Origin of the sequence: Streptomyces globosus, from assembly GCF_003325375.1 — a bacterium.
Lineage (GTDB): Bacteria > Actinomycetota > Actinomycetes > Streptomycetales > Streptomycetaceae > Streptomyces > Streptomyces globosus_A.
The window spans coordinates 3,199,268-3,221,148 of the sequence record NZ_CP030862.1; the positions used below are offsets into that span (position 1 = coordinate 3,199,268).

A 21,881-nucleotide genomic window follows, 5' to 3' on the forward strand; every position below is an offset into this window, starting at 1 on the left:
AACGCCCGGTTCGCTACGAGCCGCTCGGACGGGCTCGGACGTGGACGCGTTCGCTCTGGGGGCCGAAGAGGCTGAGGAGTTCGACCGTGGCGTCGCCCGTGCTGCCGAACCAGTGCGGGAGGCGGGTGTCGAACTCCGCCGCCTCGCCCGGGCGGAGGAGCAGGTCGCGTTCGGCGAGGACCAGGCGGAGCGTGCCGCTGAGGACGTACAGCCACTCGTAGCCCTCGTGCGTGCGGAGGTCGGGGTTCCTGCGGGTGGGCGGGATGACCATCTTGAAGGCCTGGAGCCCGCCCGGGTTCTGGGTCAGCGGGACGATCGTCGCCCCGTGCCGGCGGATCGGCTTCAGGCGGACCCGCGGATCACCGACCGGCGGCGCGCCGACGAGCTCGTCGAGCGGGACCCGGTAGGCGCGGGCCAGCGGCAGCAGCAGCTCCAGGTTGGGGCGGCGGGCCCCGGATTCCAGCCGGGACAGGGTACTGACCGAGATGCCGGTGGTGTCGGCCAGCGCGGTCAGGGTGATGCCGCGGTTCTTGCGCAGGGCGCGCAGCCGCGGGCCGACGGAGGCCAGGACCGCTGCGTCGTCGTTCGCCATGCCGGCAAGCCTAGGGTCTGTCCGGCGGACCCGGCCGTTCCGCCGGACGGGCCCGGGGGTCAGCGGCCCAGCAGACCCCGTACGAACGCCGCCTGCCCGGCGTGCTGGAGGTCGTCGGCCAGGATGCTCACGAGCCGCACGCCGAGGGTGACCGGCGGGTCCCACCGCTTGTCGACGATCCGCTCCAGGTCGGCGGCGGCGAGCCCGCGGAGGAAGGCCGCGCTCTGCTCGTGGACGGCATCGTGGTAGCCGAGCAGCAGGTCGCCCGAGTCGACCCGGACCGTGCCGGCCTCCCGTGCGGTGTGGCCGTACCCGGTGGAGTCGGCGGGCAGCGGCAGTGCGAAGCGGCCCGCCCAGTCCTGCGCCGTCCAGACCTGCTCCTGCCCGGAGGCGTCGGCGATGTGGTCGTCCTGCACCCGGCTCAGGTGCCACACCAGCCAGGCGATGGAGTTCGCGTCCGGGCCGGTCCGCATGTTCAGCTCCTCGGCCGACAGCCCGTCCACCACCTCGTGCACCACCTCCCGGATCCGCCCGTACCCGTCGGCCAGTACCTGCGTCGCCTTCATCCACCGTCCCCAGACGTGTTCTCGAACCGTGCCCGCGCCCGTGCCGCCGTACGGCGCACCGGCCGGGAGCCCCGCGGGGCACGCCGGCCGGTGGCCCGGACGGCGCTGCGCTACATGGGGTCCATACCCCGGTCGTCGATCCGGCTCTCCTGCTCGCTCTGCTCGCGCAGGCGCCGCGCCTTGTCCTGGAGGCGGCGGCGCTCGTCCGGGTCGCCGGAGCGTTCGGCCGCCTGCTGCAGCTCCTGTGCCTTCTCGCGCAACTGCCGGACCCGGCCGCCGGATTCGCCTGTAACGCCCATGATCACTCCTCGTGTGTGGGGGAAGGAGGGCGGACCCAGCGAAACAGCCGCGCCGCGGGGCCGCATCTCGAACCGCCGCCGACGGGTGAGGGGCCACCGGGGCCGGTTCCCCCGTTTGCCCGCCGCGGATGGCGCCGTTCGGCCGTGTCCTCGTGAATGGGAACGGGCGTGCGCATCCATATGGCGCACGCTGACCGGCGCGCACTACGCAGACCCGCGCGTCGGCGAACGGAGCTTCAGATGAACGACCCTGACCCCATGACGCTCGCGGCGGCGCAGCCCGCCGGTCCCCGCGAGCCTGCCGCCACCGACGAACGGGCAGACCACGAGACAGGCGACGGCACCGGCCCGGCGGCCGCCGAGCCGATACGGACGCTGCTGGAGACGGCGGGCACCTGCCGGCCGCTGGAGGAGGTCGCCGAGCTGGTCAGCCTCCTCAAGGAGACGGGCCAGCACCCGGACCGCGGGCACCAGGCGCTGCGCGCGGCGGCCGTGGCGCGGCCCGTGCACGAAGTGCGCGAGATGGTCGCCCTGCTGGACGACGCCGCCGGAGAAGGGCCCGAGAAGGACGTCACGTTGCGCGCCGCCGCCGTGGGTCGGCCCGTCGAGGACGTCGCCCTGCTCGTCAGCATCCTCGGGACGGACGGCGGCGGCAGCGCTGCCGCCGCTCCCGCGCGTCCGTACGGCCGCCCCGCCGCGGCCCCGGCGGGGGCCCCTCGGGGCCGCCCCCTCGACCCCGCCGCGGACCGGGACTCGGACCCCGCCGCCGGCCGGGCCGCGGACGGGTCCGCGCAGCCCGCGCACGTGCGGGCGCGGCGGCTGCGCCGCGTGCTGCGGCGGCCCGTGGCGGCAGTGCTGCTGCTCTGCGGCGCCCTCCACCTGCCCGGTGACCCGGCGGCGGTGCCGGCCGCGGGGCCGGCGGCCCTGCTGCCGCTGCTCGCCGCCTTGCTCGGCCTGGGCTTCGGGGCGCTGCTGGCGGTACGGGGCGGCGACGCTGCCTGGCGGGCCGGTGCCGCCGCGGCGGTCGGGGTCGTCGCCCTGCACGTGGTCGGCGGGGTCAGCGGCCTGGACCCGCTGCTGGGCGCGGTGAGCGCGCCGCTGCCCTGGGCGGGCGCCGCGGCGGTGCTGTGCGCGGCGGTCGCCGCGCTGTCGGCGGGGCTGGCGTTGGCCGCCCGGGCGCCGAGGGCGCGGGCGGGGGCGCGCGGCTGACGCTGGGGGGTGAGCCCGCGGGGGCGGAGCTGCGCACGCGCCGGCTCCGCCCCCGCGACCATGCCCCGGGGGGCCGAGCGGCCGAGCCGCGCAAGGGCACCTCGCGACGACGCCCGGCGCACGCGGTGGGGCGGGCCGGATTCGAACCGGCGTCATTCCTCTTTGCAGGAGGATGCGACGACCTCTGCGCTACTCGCCCACACCGCGGCGGCGGACAGCCTACGCCGCTCGCCCCCGCCCCGGCGGCCGGCGGGTGCGGGTCCAGGCCAGGAGGTCCTCCGCGGACCACGTGTTGACCACCCGGTCCGCCGGGACGCCGCATTCGGCGGCCCGTTCGCAGCCGGTGAGCTGCCAGTCCAGTTGGCCGGGGGCGTGGGCGTCCGTGTCGACGGCGAAGAGGGTTCCGGCCTCCACGGCGAGCCGCAGCAGCCGGCGGGGCGGGTCGAGCCGCTCGGGCCGGCTGTTGATCTCGACGGCGGTCCCGGCCTCGGCGCAGGCCGCGAAGACGGCCTCGGCGTCGAACCGGGACTCCGGCCGGGTCCGCCCGGTCACCAGCCGCCCGGTGCAGTGCCCCAGGACGTCCATCAGCGGGTTCGCCACGGCGGTCAGCAGCCGGCGCGTCATGGCGGGCCCGTCCATCCGCAGCTTGGAGTGGACGGACCCGACGACGACGTCCAGCCGGTCCAGCAGCTCCGGCTCCTGGTCGAGGGAGCCGTCGAGGAGGATGTCGCACTCGATGCCGGTCAGCAGCCGGAACGGCGCCCACCCGGCGTTCAGCTCGGCCACGACGTCGAGCTGCTCGCGCAGCCGCTCCGCCGTCAGGCCCCGGGCGACCGCCAGGCTCGGCGAGTGGTCGGTGAGGACGGCCCACTCGTGGCCCAGCGCGGCCGCGGCCCGGCCCATCGCCTCGATCGGGCTGCCGCCGTCCGACCACTCCGAGTGCAGGTGGCAGTCGCCGCGCAGGGCCGCGCGCAGTGCGAGGGCGGCGGGGGAGGCGGGCGGCCCGGCGGGATGCGCCGCGGCCTCGTCCTCCAGCTTCTGCAGGTATCCGGGAACGGCCCCGCCGAGGGCTTCGAGGACGACCTGGGCGGTCTTCGGGCCGATGCCCTTGACGTGTTCCAGGGTCCCGGCCGCCGCCCGCCGCGCCACGTCGTCGGGACCCAGGCCGGCCAGCGCCGCTGAAGCGTTGCGGAAGGCGCGGACCCGGTACGTCGGTGCCTGTGCCCGCTCCAGCAGGAACGCGATCCGATCCAGCGCCGCGACCGGGTCCATCGGAAACCTCCCTGTTTCCTCCCAGTCTGACCCGGTTCGCGGCCCTGCGCCCTGCTCCTGTACCCACCAGTAGGGTTCTCCAAGGGCCACTTTGGGAGGTCATAAGTTCTGGTTATGGGGTCATAAACGGGGGGCGGGTGTCGGGTAAGGGTGTCCTTAGCTTAGGGTTCCCAGTGATCCACACTTTTTCGGTCGAAGGGAACCTGTCATGCCTCGCCCCCTGCGGGTAGCAATCGTCGGAGCCGGCCCCGCCGGCATCTACGCCGCCGATGCGCTGCTGAAGTCCGAGGCCGCCGCCGAGCCGGGTGTGTCCATCGACATCTTCGAGCGGATGCCCGCCCCCTTCGGCCTGATCCGGTACGGCGTCGCCCCCGACCACCCGCGGATCAAGGGCATCATCACCGCCCTCCACCAGGTCCTCGACAAGCCGCAGGTCCGCCTCTTCGGCAACGTCGACTACCCGGGCGACATCACCCTCGACGAGCTGCGCTCCTTCTACGACGCCGTCGTCTTCTCCACCGGCGCCACCGCCGACCGCGCGCTGCCCATCCCGGGCGTCGACCTGGACGGCTCCTACGGCGCGGCCGACTTCGTCTCCTGGTACGACGGCCACCCGGACGTCCCGCGCACCTGGCCGCTGCACGCCGAGAAGGTCGCCGTCCTCGGCGTCGGCAACGTCGCCCTCGACGTGGCCCGCATCCTCGCCAAGACCGCCGACGAGCTGCTCCCCACGGAGATCCCGGCGAACGTCTACGACGGCCTGAAGGCCAACAAGGCCGTCGAGATCCACGTGTTCGGCCGCCGCGGCCCCGCCCAGGCCAAGTTCAGCCCCATGGAGCTGCGCGAGCTCGACCACTCGCCGAACATCGAGGTCATCGTCAACCCCGAGGACATCGACTACGACGAGGGCTCCATCGCCACCCGGCGCGCCAACAAGCAGGCCGACATGGTGGCGAAGACCCTGGAGAACTGGGCGATCCGCGACACCGGCGAGCGCCCGCACAAGCTGTTCCTGCACTTCTTCGAGTCGCCCGTCGAGATCCTCGGCGAGGACGGCAAGGTCGTCGGCCTGCGCACCGAGCGCACCGAGCTCGACGGCACCGGCAACGTCAAGGGCACCGGCCAGTTCACCGACTGGGACGTCCAGGGCGTCTACCGGGCCGTCGGCTACCTCTCCGACGAGCTGCCGAAGCTGCCGTGGGACGTCGAGTCCGGCACCGTCCCGGACAAGGGCGGCCGCGTCATCGAGAACGGCGCGCACCTGCAGTCGACGTACGTCACGGGCTGGATCCGCCGCGGCCCCATCGGCCTCATCGGCCACACCAAGGGCGACGCGAACGAGACCGTGGCCAACCTCCTCGAGGACCACGCCGCGGGCCGCCTGCACGCGCCGGCCGAGCCCGCCCCCGAGGCCGTCGAGGCCTTCCTCGCCGAGCGCGAGGTGCGCTACACGACATGGGAGGGCTGGTACCGGCTCGACGCCGCCGAGAAGGCGCTGGGCGAGCCCGAGGGCCGAGAGCGCATCAAGATCGTCGAGCGTGAGGACATGCTCCGCGCGAGCGGCGCGTAACTCCCGTCCCGGGCCCGGGACCCGCCGCCGGCGGCCCCGGGCCCGCGCGCACCCGTACGCCGCACCGCCCGACGCCGCCCCCGTACGCCGCGGCCGGGCCCGGCCCGCAGGAGGGCCGGCCGGTCCGCCGGAACACCTGCACCGGGCGCCGCGCCGCCGCTACCGTGGCCGCCATGAGTGCCGATGACCTCAGTCCCGAGGACGTGTGGCCGCTTCCCCCGGCCTGGATGTTCGGCTGCACCAAGTGCGCCCGCCTCTACCGCTCGATGATGGAGATACAGGAGGCCGCGGCGGAACTCTGGCTCACGGGCGGGCAGGGCGTCGACTGGGACCCCGCCGACAGGGGGCCCGGCTCCCGCATACGCCTCGCCCGCCACATGGCCCTCACCCACCCGGACCTGCTCCCCGACTGGGCGCCGGCGTGCGCCCGGTGCGACGAACACCGGCGCAGGGTCGAGAACACCGCCGCGTCGGACCTGGCGGCCGGTGCGCTCCTCGTCGGAGCCGAGCACCGGGCGGCGCACCTCTTCGTCCCGCCGCGCGGCCTGGACCTCGTCTGAACGGGCTCCCGCCCCGCCGGGCGCCGCCGCGGGACGGCGACCCCGCACGAAAGGACCGACATGCAGGCCCCCCACCGCGGACCGCGCGTGCTGCGCGCCGCCGACCGCGCGGCCGTCGCCTGGAAGAACGGCGGCGGCGTCACCCGCGAGATCGCCGCGTGGCCGCCCGGCGCCGGCATGGAAGGCTTCGCCTGGCGCGTCAGCCTCGCCGACGTGGCCTCCGACGGCCCGTTCTCCGCGTTCCCCGGCGTGGACCGCACGCTCACGCTCGCCGAAGGCGCCGGCATGGACCTCACCGTCGCCGGTGCGCCCCGCCTCGTCGACGAGCGGTACGTCCCGCAGCGCTTCCCCGGGGACGCCCCGACCGACTGCCGGCTCCTCGGCGGCCCTGTCGTCAACTTCAACGTGATGTACCGGCGCGGTACGGCCCCCGCGGACACCGCGGTGGTGCGCGGCTCGCTCGCCGTCTCCTGCGCCCCGGGCGAGACCCTGCTCGTCGTCCCCTTGGAGGGTACGGCCGAACTCGCCGCGGACGGCGCGGCCACCGCCCTCGGCCGGTACGACGCGGCCCTCGCCCGGGGCCCCTTCATTGCGGTCCTCGACAGCCCCGGCCGCACCGCCGTCGTCCGCCTCGGCGACGGGGGCCGGCAGGGCCGCCCCGGGCGGCGGCGCAATTCGGTGGCGGGCGTGCGGGGGCTGTGACAGTCTGCCGCGCGGGCCGGAGGCGCCGGCGCCGACACACCGCACCCGGGAGCCCTCCGTGACACCGCCCACCGCGACGCCGCCCCGACTCGCGCTGCTGCTCGCGCAGTTCGACTTCGCGCGCGAACGCCTCACCGCCCGCCTGAGCGGCCCCGTCATGGACAGTGGTGACGGAGCGGCCACCGCCGTGGACGGCCCGCTCACCGACGGGGAGTGGCTCTGGGAGCCCGTCCCCGGCTGCTGGTCGGTCCGGCGGCGTACCGACGGCCCCGGGCCCCGGGCCACCGCGCTGGCCGGCTGCGGCCCCTGGGGCCGGGACGCCGCCGCCTATCCGCACCCCTGGCCGCCGCCGTTCACCACCCTGGCCTGGCGGCTGAGCCACCTCGCGGAGATGCTGGCCCTGCGCGCCGACCACACCGCCGGCAGCCGCTCCCTCACCCGCGACCGCCACCCCGTCGCCGGCGGCGCCGCCGATGCGGTCGCCGCGTTCGAGGCCGGCGCGGCCGCCTGGCGCGATGCCCTGCTCGGCGTCGACGAGGCCGCCCTCGACACCGTCGGCTACTGCACCTACCCGCACGGCAGCGACGCCGAGGAGCCGTTCGCCGACATCGTCTGGTGGGTCAACCAGGAACTCCTCCACCACGGCGCCGAGATCGCCCTCCTGCGCGACCTCTACCGCGACACCGCCGCCCGCTCCTGACAGCACCCGGAGGGGGCGCCGGCACAGGCAAAGGCCCCCGCCCGGCCGCGCGGGGCCGGGCGGGGGCGGTGGCTGCCTGCGCGGCCCCTCAGAGTCGGCGGGCGCGGGCGCGGCGCAGCAGGAGGCCGACGGCGGCTCCCGCGAGGGCGATCACGGCGACACCCGCCGTGGTCCACCACCACACGCTGCTGTCGTCGCCGGCGGTCCCGGCGCCGCCGCCGTCGGACGGCGATGCGGAGGGCGCGGCCGCGGGGGAATCGCCGGGGGCGGCGACGGAAGGGACGGGCGCCGTGGGCGCCGCCGAGCCGCCGGAGCCACCGGTGCCGGCCGAGGCGTCGGGGGAGGCAGGCGCGCCGGTCCCGCCCGGGCCGCCGGAGGGCGCCGGGTCCACGACCGGTACGGACACCTCGGCGTCGGCCTGCCCGAGCGCCGGGTACCCCACGCGGACGGTCACCTTCCAGGTGCCGGGCGGCAGGGCCTCGGCCGTGTTCCAGACCTTTCGGTCCGGGCCGGGGTCCCGGACCAGCTTCCAGGGGCCCAGGGTCCGGGTGCCGTCGGCGCTGGTCGCGTCGACCGTGCCCGCGACCGCCCCGTCGACGGCGTCCCCGTCGTTCTCCCAGGTGATCTCGGTGGCGACGCGGCCCTGCCGCTCCCCGGTGACCACCACCTTCAGCGTGGAGCCGTGGGCGCGGGCCGGGGCCGGCGAGGCCACGGCCTGGGCCAGGAACAGGGACAGGATCAGGGCCCCGAGTCCGCTGCGGACGGGGAAGGAGCGTCGTGTGCGCATCGTGTGTGGTGCTCCCTGGTGCGGTGGGATGAAGGAGCCGGCGGACGGCCGCAGGGGTGCGGCCGTCCGCCGGCGGAAGGCCGGCCGGGGGAGGATCAGCGGACCTTCTGGACCGTCCAGACCTGGGTGGCGCGGCCGTCGGCCCGCTGGAGGTCGAGCAGCCACGCGCCGTAGTAGGCACGGTTGCTGACCGTCAGGGCGTAGGCGCCGCTCGGGTCGGTGATGGTGGTCGAGCCGCTCTGGGCGTTCAGCTTCCACTTCTGCGTGGCGCCGTTGCCGCACGGCTGCTGCGCGATCCACATGCCCTGCGCGGGGGCTCCGCCCGTCTGGAGGCACTTGCCGGAGACGGAGGACTTGATGCGGAACATCCCGCCGCCCGCGTCCTCGAACAGCCACTGCTGCTGGGCGTAGCCGTTGGCGCGGCCGCCGACGAGGACGGTGCCGTCGGCGCTGCGGCCGCCCCACAGCTCGGCGTTCATGCCGGTGCTGCCGTTGCCGAGGGTGTAGCGGGTGTTGGGGGCGGTCCCGCCGCCGCCGGCGCCGGTCGTCTTGAAGACGGTGGTCTTGCCGGCGCCGCTGTCGCGGCCGGCGCTGTCGCGGACCGAGACGGCGACCTTGTACTCGGTGCCCGGCTGCAGGTTGTAGATGCGCACGGCCTGCGACTGCACCCACGTCAGGTGCTTGCCGCCCAGCAGCACCTGGTACCAGGAGGCGCCGTCCACCTTCGGCCAGCTGACCACGGCCGAGTTCGACTGGATCTGGCCGACCGTTACGGTCGGGCCGCCGCCCGGCTTCTTCGTCGGAGTCGGCGTGGGCGTCGGCTTGGGGTTCGGGTTGGGGTCGGTGGTCCCGCCGCCGTTGCCCTTGCCCTTCATCAGGAACTGGTTGTCGGCGATGTTCCAGTGCGTCGCCAGGTAGCTGCCCGGCTTCGGGTTGGTGTGGAAGTAGTCGTCGTGGTTGCAGTCCAGGATGTTCTCGGACGCCTTGTTGGTGCAGACGTTGCGCATCTTCGGGTAGTACGGCGTGTCCGAGTAGCACATCACGTCCCACTCGTCGGTGCAGTGGGCGCCGCGGCTGGTGTTCGGCGCGCTGTTGTTGACCGCGCCGAGGTTGTGGCCCAGCTCGTGGGCCGCCGTGTGGCCGCCCCAGCAGCCGGTGTCCGTACGGCCGTAGGAGGGGCCGAAGTTGCTCAGGTTGTTCTGGCCGGGGCGCTCGTCTCCCGCGAAGGTGCCGATGCCGCAGTAGACCTGGCTGTCGGCGAAGATCATGTACTTGCGGTCGCGGCGGTCCAGGCCCTTGGCGGCCAGCGCGCGGTTGGTGGCGCTGAAGTCGGCCAGGGCGGAGGCCGGGAGCTCGATGTTGAGCACGGTGGGCGTGCAGTCGGCCGCCGTCACGTAGCGGATGTGGCGGACACCGCCCGTCTCCTGTGCGCTCATCGAGTAGATGAGGTCGGCGTCGGCCGCCCACTTGCGGAAGGAGGCGAAGTACTGGGAGTACCGGTCGCGGTCGGGGCCGTGCACGTACACGACCTGGACGCGGTTGCCGGAGCTGCCGTCGCCGTCGCACTGGACCGTCTGGCCGGCGGGGCCGGCGGCGACGGTCTGGCCGCCGCCCGCGGCAGCGGGGGCGGGAGCGTCCTTGGGCGCCGCCTTGGCGGCCTTTGCGTCGGCGGCGGGCGCGTCCTGAGGACGCCCGCTGCCCTGGGCCGCGGCCTCGGGCTTGGCCGGGTCGGACGCCACGGCCTCGGTCTTGACCGCGGGCGGGACCTCCTTCTTGATGTCCACGTCCTTCGGCGGGGCGTCGGGGCCGTGGCTGCACAGGCCGGTGTCCGTGCGGTACACGCCCACGCACTTGTCGCCCTTGGGCGCCGCCTTCAGGCCGTCGTAGACCATGCCGCGCGCCGGTTCGTTGGCCGGCTCGCTCGGGAGGGCCTCGGGCTCCGCGTCGCGGGCGGGCGCCGCGGCCGGAGTGATCGCTTCCGCGATGCCGTCGGCCTGGACGGTGGTTTCGGCCTGGGCGTCGTCGCCGAGGCCGGAGTACGCGATGCCCCCCGCCATCACCGCCGCCGATGCCAGGGCGGCGGTGAAGAGTATCAACCGGCGCGGCTTGCGCCGGTGTTCGGGCTTGCTTCGACGATGCCTCGTCATGCGCACCTCAAATCCTTGGTCGGAGGAGTGGGTGCGCGGAAGCCTGCCAGACGGGCGCGGTGGAGAATTCGGACAAACGGGAATGCGGCCCGAGATATCTGACTGTTACCTTCGGGTTTGATTTGATGAACAGTCAACTTGCTTGCACGCAGCGGAAGTTACGCGCGTAGGGGTCCAATGGTCCAGTCCTTTGGCGCCGCGTCGTTATCAAATCGAAATATGCACCAGAGGCTTGTTGACGGCAATTCAGTCAGGGATTCATCTAATTACTACGAACTGAATTCCCCTTGTCACGAGCGGTGAGGAATCCTTCGCTCCGCCTCAGGATCCGCACACCGCCGCCACATCGCGCCGCGCGGCGCTCATCGCCGGGCCCCTGGGCGATGCCCGAGCTTGACCCATTTCGCGGTGCTCGGAACGCCCTTCGCGTCGAGGAGGAAGAGCATGTAGTAGCCGGGCGGGGCGTCCGCCGCGCTCGGCGGCGTCCGCAGCTCCACCGCTCCGGAGCGCACCGCCGTGATCGCCGGCTCCAGGTGGCGCTGGCTCGTGTTCACCGCGTGCGTGACCGTGGTCGGCGCGAGCAGTACGGCCCGCCGGACGGCCGCCGCCGTGGACGTCGCCGCCTCGAACCGCTCCCCGTAGCCCAGTTCGCGCCCCGGCACGCCGTCGAGGGCGGGCCGGCCGCCGCCCTGGTGGAGGTAGGCGGGCTCGTACAGCTCGATGCTGCCGTCCATGCCGTCCGTGATGTCGGGGTCGTTGGCGATCTGCTGGAGCTCGTCGCCGGTGACCAGCACCCGCCCGTCGGGCAGGACCAGGGCGTTGGAGTGGTAGCCGCGCGGCAGCCGCTGCGCCGGGCCGAGCCGCCACCTGCCGCGGGTGTCCCGCAGCTCGACCTGCCGGTACTTCAGGTCCGCCTGCGGGTTGAACGGGCCGTGGCCGTAGTCCCGGGTGCTCAGGGCGCCGTTGACGGTGAGGAGCGTGCCGTCGGGCAGGATCAGGGTGTCGTCCTGGGTGCGGCCGAAGGCGCGGGGCTCCTCTGTGGTCCACCGGCGGCCGGTGAGCCGGTAGGTGTTCGGGTCCCGCGGGTCGCCGCCGAGGACGAGGACGGAGTCGGGGCCGCGCAGCCCCGCCGGCAGCGGCACGGCGGAGCCGTACCCGCGGAAGTCGGCCGGCCGCCGCGGCAGGTCGGCCCGGGTCTCCCGCACGGGGTCGAACAGCCACTGCTGGTCGGCGTCCCGGCCGAGGCCGTAGACCATTCCGTCGCGCAGCGAGAACAGGTGCGGGTAGTCGTTGCGGAACGGCGCGTCCACCCGCAGCCGCTCCGCAGCCAGGCCGACGGGGATCTCGTACGGCATCCAGGGCACCGGGTGGCGCAGCGCGGGGAAGCGCTCCACCACCGGCGTCGGGGTGCCCGTACCCCGCTCGGACTGGCCGGACACGATGATCTGCCGGCCGTCCGGCACGGTCACCACCGACGGGTACCAGCGGCCGACCGCCATGTCCGCGTTGCGGAACCAGGTCTCGGTCCACGGGTCGAAGACGAACGACAGGCGGGCGCCGCTGCCGCCCTTCCCTCCGGCGTTGCCGCCGAAGACGCCGACCATCCCGTTCGGCAGGAACGCGTGGCCCGCGCAGAAGAACGGCGCGGGGCGCGGGGCGAAGGTGCCGTCCGGCATCAGGACGGTCGGCGGTTCCACCTTCCGGAACGCCCCCGCCCCCGTCCCGCGCGCCGGGTCCCACAGGTAGGCGCGGCCGGCATTCGTCCTGCCGATCCGGTCGGTGGGGCCCGTCTCCTTCGTCGGATCGGCCTCCACCCGCTCGAAGGAGAACAGCAGCACCTTCCCGGTGGGCAGCAGGGCGGCGTGCACGCCGAAGTCGGGGGAGGGGAAGAACTCGGCGAAGCGGCCGAAGCGGGCCGCGGCGAACGCGGCGTTCGTCCCGCGCTGCGAGGCCGTGAGGGAGGCGAGGCTCGCGGTCCGCTTCGCCTGGGGGTAGCCCTTGGCGCCGGCTGCCGCCGAGCGGCGCCCGGCATGCGCCCGGGCGTGCTCCTCGCCGAGTACGGCGGCCTCCGCCGGGTCCGCATCCGCCCGGGGCCCGGCGGCGCCGTCCGCGTGCGCGGCGGCCGCCGGCAGGGCGGAGGCCGCCGTGGCGAGGGGCGCCTGCGCGAGGGCGGCCGCCAGGGCCGCGGCGACCCGGAGCGCGGTGGTCAGGCGTGCGGAGCGACCGCGACCCGGCATGGGCCCTCCTCCCGGGAGCGAAAGCGCCCAGAATAGGAGGAACTGCCCGCCCGGCTCGGCCGGGGCGCGTCGTTGCGGGCCGAACGGGGTGCCGAGTGGGGCCGTTCAGCGGTGGCAGCCGCCCTGAAGAAACGTTCCACCGGTGAATCGGGTCACCCGGAAGGGTGGGGTGCCGTACCCGGTGGTGACGGCCGCCCCCGCCCGGCGGCTATCCATGGCGACGTGATCAAGCCACTTCGCACCGCACTGACCATCGCCGCCGTGACCGGAAGCCTGGTCGCCTTCTCGCCCTCGGCGGGGGCGACCGCCACGGCGCCGCCCACCGGCAAGGTGACGGTCGACGTCGCCACCGTCAACGGCTCGGGCTGCCGCCCCGGCACCGCCACCGTCGCCGTCGCCCCCGACAACTCCGCCTTCACCGTCACCTACAGCGACTACCTGGCCCAGGCCGGGGCCGACGTCCCCGTCACCGAGGGCCGCAAGAACTGCCTCCTCTCCCTCGTCGTCAACGTCCCGCAGGGCTTCACCTATGCGGTGTCGAAGGTCGACTACCGCGGCTTCGGCAGCCTCGCGGAAGGCGCCATCGGCACCCAGAAGGCCAGCTACTACTTCCAGGGCATGAGCCAGACCATGTCCCGCAGCCACCAGTTCCACGGCGCCCTCGACGACAACTGGCAGGTCACCGACACCACCGGCATCGAGGCGCTCGTCTTCGCCCCCTGCGGCGAGAAGCGCAACTTCAACATCAACACCGAACTGCGCGCCGAGGTCGGCACCTCGGACAAGACCCAGGTCAGCTACATGACCGTGGACTCCACCGACGGCAGCCTCAACACCGTCTACCACTTCTCCTGGAAGGAGTGCCCGGCCCGCTGAGCCGGGCCACCGCCCGACCCGGGCGGCAGGCCGCCCGGCCTGCCGCCCTTCCCCCCGCCCGCCGACCGGCCCCGCCGGGGGACGCCTACGGGAGGGCCTGGCGGAGTTTCGCGTGGAGGTCGGCGGCCAGCTCGGACTTCGACGGCGGCTTCGCGGACTGCAGACGGCCCAGTTCCGCCGCGAACGTCTGTGTGAACGCACCGTAGAGAGGGGTGCGGGGCCGCTGCACGGCCTTCTGGAGCGCAGGCAGCAGTGTGCCGTGCGCGTACTCGGGCCGGCCCTGCCCGTCGCGCGGCATCCGGTCGGTGCTCTCCTTCGAAGCCGGCGCGGACGGCGCCCCGGAGCCCTTGAGAAGCTTGCACTCGAGGCCGTCGTGGTCGTAGGCGGAGCGCCGGGTCGCCGCGAATCCGGCGTTCAGCAGGCAGCGTTCGCTGCCCGCGTCGGTGAGATAGCGGACGAGTTCCACCGCGGCGTTGGCCCGCTTCGAAGCGGTCGTCACTGCCAGGTTCTGCCCGCCCAGCACAGCCCGCCCGGGCAGTGGGGCGACACCGAGCTGCTCCGGCGTCAGCGACTGGTGGAGCGCGCCGTAGGCGTAGGGCCAGTGGCGCAGGAACGCGGTGCGGCCGCGCGCGAAGTCGTTGAGGGAGTCCGCCTCGTCGGACCGGGCGGAGTCAGGGAGGGTGTACGCGGCCTGGGTCCTGTTGCGCAGCTCGTCCACCCCCGCCTCCAGCATCTTGGGCGTGCCGCTGTAGCGGCCGGCGCCGTCCGTGAGGCGCAGGCCGTCCACCGCGGAGGCGAACGCCTCGATCCCGTTGACGGTGAGGCCCTCGTACGAGGCGTCGAGCTGCGCCGTCCACCCCTTCTCGTACGCCTGCGCGGGCTTGCGGTCCGCCGCGCCGAGGGCTTCGGTGAGCTGCTGCACCACGGACCAGTGGGTGTCCTTGCCGAGTTCGGGGTCCGTCACGCCGGCGCTCTTGAGGTAGTCGCGGCGGTAGTACAGCAGCCCGACGTCGCTGTTGAAGGGGACGGCGTACACCTGGTCGCCCCATTTTGCGGTCGCGGCCACGGACGGGATGACGTCCTGGTCGTCGACCAGGTCGCCGGGCAGCTCCCGGACGAGGTCGGCGGCCGCGAACTCGGGCACCCATGTCACGTCCAGGTTGACGACGTCGTACTCGGCGCTGCCGGACTGGAGCGCGCCGAGGAGCTGGCTGCGCTGCTGGTCGGCGGAGCCGGGCAGGTCGACGATGCGGGCCCGCCAGCGGGTGCCGGCGGCCGCCTGCTTCTTGTTCCAGTCCTCCACGAGCTGCCGGCGGATGCCGCCCCTGCCGGTGACGTCGACCCCGCTGGCGAGGACGATGTCGCCTCCCGTGTCCGCGGCGTGGGACGCTCCGGACCCGCTGCCCGCGGCGGCGCCGCCGGACCCGCTGTCCGGGGCGGCGTCGCACGCGGGGGCCAGGAGCAGTGCCAGCAGTGCGGCGAGCACGCCGCCGGGCCGGCGCCGCCCGCCGCGCGGCGTGCGCGTGCGGCGCGCGCCCGCCGCGCGGGCGGCTGTCCCCGGGCCGTTCCTCATGCCTCGTCCCCCGTTCCGGTCCTGGCGACCTCTTCCCGCAGCCGGGTGACGAGGTCCCCCCTGGTGTCCAGGCAGCGTCCGCCGCTCGCCTCGGCGAGGGCCGCGGCCGGCTTCTCCGGGTCGCAGACGCCGTCCAGGAGGGCCATGACCACGGGGACGCCCTTCGTCCGGGCCGACTGGAGCAGGCCGTCCAGGCGCCCGGACTCGGCGAGGCGGCCGTTGTCCTCGCCGTCGGTGAGGAACACCACCAGCTGCGGGCGGTGGTCGTCGGTGCCGCGCCGGGCCATCTCGTCCACGGCGGCCGTCAGCGCCCGGTACGGGTCCGCCTCCAGGTCCAGGACGGGAGCGGCGGCCACGGCGCGCTGGGAGTCCGCGCGCTGCGCGTGCCTGCCGAAGGGGAGCACCTCGGTGTGGTGGCGGCCGGTGCGGGGGTCGCTGGCGACCCCCCACACGCCGTAGTCGTCGTTCCCGCCGAGCCCCGCCAGGGACTGGGAGATGATGCCGGGCGCGCCGCCCGCCCCGGTCCACAGTTCGCCCATGGAGCCGGAGGAGTCCAGCAGGAACAGCACCCGGCCGGGCCCGTTGGCCTCCCGGTAGCCCTTGAGCGCGGCGGCCATGGCGGCCGGGGACGCGGGGCCGGCGAGTGTGCCCGGATCCTCCAGGGCGCCGAACGCGCTGAACGCGGCCTTGTCGTCCGTGTCGCCGCCCTTCCCGGCTCCGTCCGCGCCGAGCGGGGGGTGGTTGGCGGCGGAGCTGCGGAACCCGTCCTGCCCGAACACGGCGAGCCCGCCTTTCCCGGCGCCCTGCCCGTTGCCGGTGAGCCAGTCGTGGAACCGCCGCACCGCGTCGTCGCGCTGGTCGGCTTTCCGGCTTGCGCCCACCCAGCGGACCCGGACGAACGTGGGGGCGAGCCCCGGCACGTCCGCGGGGTAGGCGGCCATCCGCCGGGCCCGCGTCGTGCTGTCGCAGCCCACGCCGGTCCTGAGCAGGAACTCCGGGACGAGGGCGGCGGTCCGCTCGTCCACCGCGTCGTCGTCGGGCAGCGTGCACAGCAGGTCCACGCCGGTCCGGGCGGGCGGCCCGGCCTGCGCCACCGCCCGCTCGGCCGCGGCCGGGTCGTCCTGATCGGGGCCGTGGAGGGCGACCGTGGCGAGGAGGCCCGCGTCGGTGTGCTCGGGGTCCGTGCGGCGCACCTCGGCCCCGGGGTCCCGCTGCCGCAGGGCCGCCGTGAGTGCGGCGAGGCGGCCCGTACGGTCGCGCAGGGCCTCGCCGGAGAGGTTCTGCGGGACGGCGAGGACGACGGGCGAGTACGCGAAGGGCGCCGGGTCGGCCGTCAGCTCGGCGTACGCGGACTCGTCCGCGGGGGGCCGGGCCCGCTCGACGTCGGCGGGCGAGGCGGGGATCCAGATGTCGGGCTGGGGGCCGATGTCGCGCTGAGGGTTGTTCTCCTCGCCGGCGGGCCGCAGCCAGGGGCCGGACTGGCGGCCGAACGCGGTGATGACGGCGGCGGATCCGGCACTGTAGACGGTGATGCCGGAGCGGCGGCAGCCTTCCGCGGTCCTGTTGCCGGCGGAGGCGAGATAGGCCTCGGCCGCCTTGCGGACGGTGGGCTCCAGGTCGGGGTCGGTGAGCAGCCGCAGCTCCAGCGGGGGGCGGCACGGCGGCCGGTGGGCGCCGCCGAAGTATGCGAGGCCGGCGAAGACGAGGGAGAGCGCGGCGGCGGGGATCCCGACGAGCGTCGCGAGCCGCCGCGGATCGAACGCCCACCCCGCGGCCCGCCCGCCGGAACCCCTTCCGCCGCCGGTCGCCCCGGAGCCGCTTCCGCTGCCGGTGCTGCTGTCCTCGCCGGGCATGCCGGAGCCGGCCCCTTCGTCTGCAGTGCCGTGGTGGCGTCCGCCGCCGGGCGTGCCGGCACCGCTGCCTGCGCCGAGTGTGCCGGCAGTGTTCCCTCCGCCGACTGCACCGGGGGAGTTCGGCCCGCCGGGCCCGGTGCGGCTTGCGGCGCCGTCGGTGCCGGCCGAGCCGCCGGCGACCTGCGCTCCGCCGGTGCCGTCGGGACCGGCCGTGCCGCCGGAGGCGGGCGCGGAGTCGGGCGTGTCCGGTCCGGTCGGGCCGCCCGTGGGCGGGGTGTCGCTGTCCGGGCCGGCTCCGGGGCCCGACGGTTTGCCGGCGCCGTGCGTCTCGGTGCCCGTGGGCGGGGGCACGGGTAAGCGCGGCGGACGCCGTGCGGCGACGGCCAGGAGGACGTCGGCGCCCGATGTCGCCGGGCGGCTCTGCGGCTCCCACGGCTCGGGCGGTTCCCGCAGGGTGGTGTGGTGGGCCGACATGTGGGCCCGGAGCCGGTCGGCGAGCCCGGCGAAGGTGACCTCTCCGCCCCGCCCCCGCAGTCCGCGCTCCAGCAGCTCCACCAGCCGGGCGGTGAACGGCGTGGGCGTGTCGTCGTCGCCGGCGTCGATGCGGTTGTTGGCCTGGACGCTCATCAGCAGCGAGGTGCGCCGCCGCTGCGGCGTGCCGAGCGCGTCCCACGCCGCCGCCGCGTTGCCCGCGTAGCAGCAGTCGAGGACGACCACCACGTGTTCCGCCCGCGCCGCGGACAGCACGGCCAGGACCCCCTTCCACGGCGCGGCGCCGAGGAAGACGGACTCGGCGCCGGGGACGACGGTCGCCCGGCGCATCTGGAGCCACAGCCCGTCGCCCGTGCTGGGGACGGCCCCGTGCCCCGAGAAGTAGAGCAGCAGCAGCCCTTCGGCTTCGGCAGCAGCCGTGTACAGCTCGCGGTCGAACTCGTCGACGTTGCGGGGCCGGGAGACGGTGACCCCGTCCGGGCCGAACACCCCTCCCGCGCGGAGCACCCGCTCCAGTTCGGTGAGGTTGTGCGCGACCGCCGGGAGGTCCCCGGACACCCCTGCCGGGTGCTTCGGCTGCTTGAAGGCGTACTCGGGCACGCCGACGAGCAGCGCGCGATTCACCTTCCCGCGCGGGTCGAAGCGCGCCACCGGGCTATCTCCCGTCATTCTCCGGGGCGACCTCGACCTCCGGGGGCTCGCCGCGCTCGACGGCGCGGCGGTTCTCCCGCCATGCGCGGACCCCGCTCTTCACCTGCTCGTAGACCTCGTCGAACAGCTTCGTCGCGGCCGCGCCGACGAGCACGAGCACGATGTCCATCGCGGCACCCATGGGGCTGCTGTCCGGATCCTGCACCGACGGCTGCTCACGGATCTCCAACCGCCCGCCGTTCCTCAGCACTTCGAGCCGGTGCTCCCGCTCCAGCCACGCCTTCAGGGCCGCGACGTCCGCGTCGTTCGCGCCCCGGACCATGCGTACCCGGATGGTGTTGTTCGCCAAAGCTCCCCCCTCAGCCACAACTCCTCATGATGTCACGCGGGTTGGCGCCAGGGGAGGGTTGTGCACGATCGGGTGACCGAGGACCAGGACGAGGAACGACGGTGTCCGCGACAGCTTGCCGTACCTGTCGCCGAACTCCTCCCGCCGGGCCGGGTCGGCCCGCGGCTCGTACAGCTCGCGCAGGCCCAGTCCGGCGCGGTGCACGTCGGCGGGCATCGCGCCGAGTGGGCGGCGGAAGAACCGGACGACGGGCGCGGGCGGCGGAAGCCCGTCCACTTGTCCGTCAGGTCCTCCATGCGGAAACAGTCGCCGCTGGGGGACATGGCGAAGTCGTCGAGCGGCTGGTGGCGGTCAGCCGTCCGCCCGCGCAGCCGGCCTCCGGCACCGTGCGGCCGGCGAGCGGCGGGCACGCGGCCTGTACGGCGGGCCGGTCCAGCAGCGTGTTGTGGACGCTGTCCGTGCTGCCCCGGTCGTACCGGACCGCGAAGACCTCGTAACCGCCGTCGTGCGCCATGGCGTTCCCCCTCGTCTCCCGCGCCCACGTACCGCGGAGCGGCGGCCCCGCGGGCCCGTCAGCGCGGGCCCGGGCCGCCGGGGAGGGGGTCGCGGGCCAGGAGGTCCGCCATGGCCGCGGGCAGCGGCGGGCCGTCCAGTGCGGGCCGGCCCGGCCCCCGGGCGGCCGCCCACAGCACGCGCGGGCCGAACAGCGTGCCGACCCCGGACCGAAGCGTCATGACCTGGGTCAGGGCGCGGGTGACGGTGTGGTCCCCGGTCGCGGTGTGCACGAGGCGGCCCACGTACCGGTTGGCGATCCGGTCGACCGCGCCGGCCGACCTGCCCCGGCAGCCGGGCAGGCCGATGTCAGCGCCGGTTGCCAGCAGCCAGGCGGCGGTGCCCGGCGCGGCGAGCGCGCGCTGCGCCCGCCGGGTGAACCCGGGCCCGCCGGCGCCTTCGGCCCGGGCCGCGGCGTCCCGCAGGGCGAGCGCCCCGAGGGCGGCCACCGACATGCCGTGCCCGTAGACGGGGTTGAGGGCGCAGGCGGCGTCGCCCAGCACCAGGAACCCCTCGGGCATCCGCCGGTGTTCGTAGCGGTGGCGCCGGTTGGCGGTGGCCCGCGTGACGATGACGTCGGAGAGGGGCTCGGCGCGCGCGAGGAGGTCCGCGGCGAGCGGGCTGCGCAGCCGCCGGGCGAACGGCTCGAAGTCCTCGTTCGCCCCGGTCGGGTTGGCGCCTCGGCTGCCGGAGAGGCTGACGAGCCATTCGTCGTTCTCGACGGGCAGGATCGCCGCGTACCGGGCCGGCCCGCCCGCCCCGGACTCCGGCTGGATGGTGACGACGGGCCACCCCCGCGTCGGCAGGGGCGCCCGGTACCGGCGGGTGGCGTAGGCGACGCCGGGGTCGACGACCTCGGGCGCGGGCGACGGCAGCCCCAGCCCGGCCAGCCAGCGCGGCGTACGGGAGCCCCGGCCGGTGGCGTCTACCGTCAACGCCGCGGCGATGTCGGTGTGCGTCCCGTCGGCGTGCCGTACCCGGGCCCCGCGCACCCGGGCGGCGCTGCCGAGCAGCGACACCGCCTCCGCCCCGTGCAGCAGGCGCACCCGGGGGAGGTCCAGGAGCCGGGAGCGCACGGCCGCGTCGATGAGGGGGCGGCTCGCGGCGATCAGGAAGTGCGACGCGGGCCACAGCCGGTACCAGCCCGCGGGGGACAGGGCGACCATCGCCGCCGGGACCGGCACGCGGTTCGCGCCGGCCGCGAGCCACCGCGCGCACGTCCCCGGCAGCAGCTCCTCGATGGCCTCGGCGCCGCCCGACCACAGCATGTGCGCGTGCCGTGCCTGCGGCAGGCCCCGGCGCGGCGCGCCCGCGGTCCCCGGGGCCGGTGGGCCGTCGCGTTCGACGACGAGGACCTCGTCCGCGTACGGGGCCAGCGCGGCCGCGGCGAGCATGCCGGCGAGCCCGCCGCCGAGCACGAGCGCGGTCTGCGGTCCGGGGGTGCCCGGCCGGCGCGGGCGGCCGGAGCTTGGGGAGGCGGGCATCCTGCTCAGCCGCTCTCGGGGACGCGGGCCCGCAGCGGCCGCCGGGGGCGCGGCGCGGTGCCGAGCCGGGCGAAGTGCACGCCGAGCAGGCCCAGTTCCTCGTACCCGGCGGCGACGGGGTACGGGCTCCGGGGGGCCGGGCCGGCCGGGGCGGGCGCACCCTCCTCCGTGCGGCCGGCGGCCCGGGCCCGGAGCGCGGCGCGCACCAGGGCGGCCTCCGCGGCGGTGCGGGCCTGCGCCGCGGAGTGGCCGGCCGCCTCGGCCTGCCGCTCCAGCAGGGGGCGGCTCGCCTCGTCCATGTACGGGGCGAGGTCGTGGATGCCGTCCGCGACCTGGGTGGCCCGCTGCGTCGCCCGCATCGCGATCGGGGACCACAGGGGCAGCCGCATCGTCGTGAACCGGGCGTCCGGATGGTCCTGCAGGGCCCGCCACAGCGGGTACATGCGGCGGTGCGCGCGCCAGGCACGCCAGGACTCCTCCAGGCGGGGCCCGGCGAGCGGCATGAGGAACCCGCAGGCGCCCAGGCCGGCGCCGATGCCGGCGGCGGGCGGGGCGGCGGTCGTGCTGAGGACGTCCAGGTCGGCGCCGAGCCAGCGGGCGGCGAGTGCGGTCCCCTTCAGGACGCCGAAGGCGAGGTTGAAGCTGAACGCGGTGACGAGGGTCAGCAGGCCGTTCCTGACCCAGCCGCGGTCGAGTTCGCGCGCCCAGCGCAGGCAGGTGCGGGTGACGACCAGCGCGGCCCCGGTGTGGGCCGCCAGGTACACGGCGATCAGCTCGCGGATGAACGGCGTGCGCGCATAGTGGGTGTCGAAGTCCTGCCGGCGCTCCACCGGTGCGTCACCGAGGGCGAACAGGACGGCGAGGACGGTGATGACGGCGGCGGTGCCGCCGATCCAGCCGAGCGCCTGCCGGCGCTGCGCCCGCGCCGGGCCGCCGCGCCAGTGCAGGATCAGCACCAGGGAGGCACAGGAGAACGAGACGACGAGCGAGTAGACGAGCGGCGCGCCGGCGTTCGGCACGCCGGTCCAGCGGTTGACGCGTTCGACGACGGGCGGCGCGGCGAAGAACCAGCTGCTCGCGCCCGTCGCGATCAGCGCGCAGACGGAGCGGACCATCGGGGAGCGCCAGCCGCGCAGCAGGGCGGGCAGTTTCACCGCGAGGGCCAGGGCCATGGCGGTCGCCGGTATGAAGTAGTCGCTGCCTCGCATCATCGGACGCCACGGTGTCCGGGGGAGGCCGGGGCGGGCGCAGGGTCCGGTTCCGGACAGGTGGCTGCGGCAGTGTCCATGGTCTCGGCGAGCCTTCCGTACCCGTCTCTCAACGACCCTCCAGGCGATGGGTGCAGGGGGCGTTCGGGCTGCCGGCACGCTCCTGCGACCTGCAATACCAATAGATCACGGATCGGATCGC

At 75.3% G+C, this 21,881-nt stretch carries 20 protein-coding genes and 1 tRNA gene; 6 read left to right on the forward strand and 15 right to left on the reverse strand.

Annotated features, from left to right (window positions below):
- Positions 1-13 precede the first annotated feature (13 nt).
- The 3 genes from C0216_RS13870 to C0216_RS13880 form a co-directional block, all read right to left on the reverse strand.
- Positions 14-592 carry a helix-turn-helix domain-containing protein gene (locus tag C0216_RS13870; protein WP_114055576.1) on the reverse strand — a complete coding sequence of 193 codons (579 nt, stop codon included), beginning with the start codon at positions 590-592 and terminating at the stop codon, positions 14-16.
- Between the two features lie 59 nt (positions 593-651).
- Positions 652-1,158 carry a mycothiol transferase gene (locus C0216_RS13875; protein WP_114055577.1) on the reverse strand — a complete coding sequence of 169 codons (507 nt, stop codon included), beginning with the start codon at positions 1,156-1,158 and terminating at the stop codon, positions 652-654.
- A 110-nt stretch (positions 1,159-1,268) separates the two neighbouring features.
- Positions 1,269-1,457: a DUF6381 family protein gene (locus C0216_RS13880; RefSeq protein WP_114055578.1), complete on the reverse strand. Its 189-nt coding sequence runs from the start codon at positions 1,455-1,457 to the stop codon at positions 1,269-1,271.
- Positions 1,458-1,697: 240 nt separating this feature from the next.
- Here C0216_RS13880 and C0216_RS13885 point away from each other — a divergent pair, with 240 nt between their 5' ends.
- Positions 1,698-2,666 (forward strand): hypothetical protein, encoded by a 969-nt coding sequence (locus C0216_RS13885; protein ID WP_114055579.1) that lies wholly within the window; start codon positions 1,698-1,700, stop codon positions 2,664-2,666.
- 126 nt (positions 2,667-2,792) lie between these two features.
- Here C0216_RS13885 and C0216_RS13890 read toward each other — a convergent pair.
- Together C0216_RS13890 and C0216_RS13895 are read right to left on the reverse strand one after the other, a co-directional pair.
- Positions 2,793-2,865: transfer RNA gene (locus C0216_RS13890), tRNA-Cys, on the reverse strand.
- Positions 2,866-2,885: 20 nt separating this feature from the next.
- The gene (locus C0216_RS13895) at positions 2,886-3,938 is read right to left on the reverse strand and encodes a PHP domain-containing protein (RefSeq protein WP_114055580.1); all 1,053 of its coding nucleotides are present in this window, start codon (positions 3,936-3,938) and stop codon (positions 2,886-2,888) included.
- Between the two features lie 208 nt (positions 3,939-4,146).
- Between C0216_RS13895 and C0216_RS13900 the strand changes: the two genes are divergently transcribed.
- The 4 genes from C0216_RS13900 (at position 4,147) to C0216_RS13915 (ending at position 7,470) form a co-directional block, all read left to right on the forward strand.
- The gene (locus C0216_RS13900; protein ID WP_114055581.1) at positions 4,147-5,508 is read left to right on the forward strand and encodes an FAD-dependent oxidoreductase; all 1,362 of its coding nucleotides are present in this window, start codon (positions 4,147-4,149) and stop codon (positions 5,506-5,508) included.
- Between the two features lie 173 nt (positions 5,509-5,681).
- On the forward strand, positions 5,682-6,068 hold the full coding sequence (locus C0216_RS13905) for a hypothetical protein (RefSeq protein ID WP_162793195.1): 387 nt from the start codon (positions 5,682-5,684) through the stop codon (positions 6,066-6,068).
- 60 nt (positions 6,069-6,128) lie between these two features.
- A complete protein-coding gene (locus C0216_RS13910) occupies positions 6,129-6,770 on the forward strand; it encodes a HutD/Ves family protein (protein ID WP_114055583.1) in 642 nt (213 codons plus the stop codon).
- 58 nt (positions 6,771-6,828) lie between these two features.
- Positions 6,829-7,470: a DinB family protein gene (locus C0216_RS13915; protein WP_114055584.1), complete on the forward strand. Its 642-nt coding sequence runs from the start codon at positions 6,829-6,831 to the stop codon at positions 7,468-7,470.
- A gap of 88 nt (positions 7,471-7,558) precedes the next feature.
- On the opposite strand, the gene C0216_RS13920 is transcribed toward C0216_RS13915, so the two are convergent.
- The 3 genes from C0216_RS13920 to C0216_RS13930 form a co-directional block, all read right to left on the reverse strand.
- Complete coding sequence (locus tag C0216_RS13920; RefSeq protein ID WP_114055585.1) at positions 7,559-8,257, reverse strand: hypothetical protein; 699 nt, start codon at positions 8,255-8,257, stop codon at positions 7,559-7,561.
- A 95-nt stretch (positions 8,258-8,352) separates the two neighbouring features.
- The gene (locus C0216_RS13925) at positions 8,353-10,404 is read right to left on the reverse strand and encodes an RICIN domain-containing protein (RefSeq protein ID WP_246042529.1); all 2,052 of its coding nucleotides are present in this window, start codon (positions 10,402-10,404) and stop codon (positions 8,353-8,355) included.
- Positions 10,405-10,766: 362 nt separating this feature from the next.
- Positions 10,767-12,641, reverse strand: a complete 1,875-nt coding sequence (locus tag C0216_RS13930) for a glyoxal oxidase (protein ID WP_114055586.1) — start codon at positions 12,639-12,641, stop codon at positions 10,767-10,769.
- 222 nt (positions 12,642-12,863) lie between these two features.
- Here C0216_RS13930 and C0216_RS13935 point away from each other — a divergent pair, with 222 nt between their 5' ends.
- Positions 12,864-13,517, forward strand: coding sequence for a DUF4360 domain-containing protein (locus C0216_RS13935; protein ID WP_114055587.1), 654 nt, complete (start codon positions 12,864-12,866; stop codon positions 13,515-13,517).
- Positions 13,518-13,602: 85 nt separating this feature from the next.
- Here the strand turns inward: C0216_RS13935 and C0216_RS13940 are convergent, their stop codons facing one another.
- Genes C0216_RS13940 through C0216_RS13965 form a run of 7 tightly spaced genes read right to left on the reverse strand, consistent with a single transcriptional unit; the run spans position 13,603 to position 21,682 of the window.
- Positions 13,603-15,090, reverse strand: a complete 1,488-nt coding sequence (locus C0216_RS13940; protein WP_114055588.1) for an extracellular solute-binding protein — start codon at positions 15,088-15,090, stop codon at positions 13,603-13,605.
- Positions 15,087-18,104 (reverse strand): vWA domain-containing protein, encoded by a 3,018-nt coding sequence (locus C0216_RS13945; protein ID WP_162793196.1) that lies wholly within the window; start codon positions 18,102-18,104, stop codon positions 15,087-15,089. The genes C0216_RS13940 and C0216_RS13945 overlap by 4 nt, the downstream gene beginning before the upstream one ends.
- A complete protein-coding gene (locus C0216_RS13950) occupies positions 18,091-18,435 on the reverse strand; it encodes a hypothetical protein (RefSeq protein ID WP_114055590.1) in 345 nt (114 codons plus the stop codon). The genes C0216_RS13945 and C0216_RS13950 overlap by 14 nt, the downstream gene beginning before the upstream one ends.
- A gap of 24 nt (positions 18,436-18,459) precedes the next feature.
- Positions 18,460-18,711, reverse strand: a complete 252-nt coding sequence (locus tag C0216_RS13955; protein WP_114055591.1) for a hypothetical protein — start codon at positions 18,709-18,711, stop codon at positions 18,460-18,462.
- A 7-nt stretch (positions 18,712-18,718) separates the two neighbouring features.
- On the reverse strand, positions 18,719-18,949 hold the full coding sequence (locus C0216_RS33455) for a hypothetical protein (protein ID WP_162793197.1): 231 nt from the start codon (positions 18,947-18,949) through the stop codon (positions 18,719-18,721).
- Positions 18,950-19,007: 58 nt separating this feature from the next.
- On the reverse strand, positions 19,008-20,471 hold the full coding sequence (locus C0216_RS13960; RefSeq protein ID WP_114055592.1) for a pyridine nucleotide-disulfide oxidoreductase: 1,464 nt from the start codon (positions 20,469-20,471) through the stop codon (positions 19,008-19,010).
- Between the two features lie 5 nt (positions 20,472-20,476).
- Positions 20,477-21,682 (reverse strand): MAB_1171c family putative transporter, encoded by a 1,206-nt coding sequence (locus C0216_RS13965; RefSeq protein ID WP_114055593.1) that lies wholly within the window; start codon positions 21,680-21,682, stop codon positions 20,477-20,479.
- Positions 21,683-21,881: the final 199 nt, after the last annotated feature.